Origin of the sequence: Massilia soli, from assembly GCF_016809835.1 — a bacterium.
GTDB classification, from domain to species: domain Bacteria; phylum Pseudomonadota; class Gammaproteobacteria; order Burkholderiales; family Burkholderiaceae_D; genus Telluria_A; species Telluria_A soli.
On sequence record NZ_JAFBIL020000027.1, the window covers coordinates 1 to 1,218 of the forward strand.

The 1,218-nt window shown below is 57.7% G+C and carries 1 protein-coding gene; it reads right to left on the reverse strand.

The window, feature by feature from the left end; genetic code table 11:
* Nucleotides 1-143 precede the first annotated feature (143 nt).
* Complete coding sequence (locus I4X03_RS22970; protein WP_223471443.1) at nt 144-1,127, reverse strand: IS5 family transposase; 984 nt, start codon at nt 1,125-1,127, stop codon at nt 144-146.
* Between the last annotated feature and the right edge of the window lie 91 nt (nt 1,128-1,218).

Here is a 1,218-nt window from a genome sequence, read left to right on the forward strand (position 1 = left end):
GGAAGCGCTGATCAATTGATGATTTCAGCGGTTTCCCGATTTTTGGCGGAAGCGGCATCGTCGAAAAAACGGAATGCGTTTTTCGAGGGCCATTTCAGCGGTTTTTGCAGCAAATATGCAGTAATCCTTGCGCCTTTCGGCGCTCAGGACGCTCTTCGGGTTTCAGTGATCGTAAATCGCCGGCCGGCCAGCACCAGATTGGCGAAGCCGAACAGCGTGAACAACTGGGCGGTGTTCTTCGCCAAGCCACGGTAGCGCGTCTTCCGATGACGGAACAGGTTCTTGATGACATGAAATGGATGCTCGACTTTCGCACGCACGCTCGCCTTGAGATGCTCAAGCTTTTCGGTCATGCGGCCAAGCTTGTTCTTCGGCAGCGCCTTGCGTTTAGCGCGCTTCATCGCCACGTGCCAAGTCACCGGTTTGCCGATGTTCTCGGAGCGCTTTTCGACGCCCTGATAACCGGCGTCGCCAAAGGCTGCCACCTCATCACCGTGCAGCAGCGCGTGCGCCTGCGTCACATCGGAGACATTGCCAGCGGTGCCCACAACGGTGTGCACCAGGCCCGATGCCGCGTCCACGCCGATATGGGCTTTCATTCCAAAATGCCAGTCATTGCCCTTCTTCGATTGGTGCATTTCCGGGTCGCGCTCGCCGTCCTTATTCTTGGTCGACGGTGGCGCGGCAATCAAGGTGGCATCCACAATGGTCCCTTCGCGCATCATCAATCCCTTGGCCGCCAGATGCGCATTGATCGCTTCGAAAATCTTCTGCGTCAGCCCCTTTGCTTCGAGCAAGTGGCGAAACTTGAGCAGCGTCGTCGCGTCCGGTGCGCTCTCGCGATTGAGGTCGATGCCGACGAAAGCGCGGATCGCCTGGCTGTCGTAAATGGCGTCCTCAATACCCTCATCGGACAGACCAAAACACTGCTGGGCTACGTACATGCGCAGCATGCGGGCCAAGCCGATCGGCGGACGACCAGGACCAGTCACCTTCGGGTAGTGTGGCTCGATCAGCTTATGCAGCTTGCCCCACGGCGTCGCCACGTCGATCTCAGCGAGGAAGCGGTCGCGGCGCGTCAACTTCTTCTTGGCGGCGTACTCAAGGTCGGAAAAACTCTTTTGCATGATCGATGACGGTGCGGTGAAAGTGCCGGTATTGTCTCAGGTCGGGCTGCCGATGGAAACGTAAGCGTTTGAATTAATCAGCGCTTCCCTA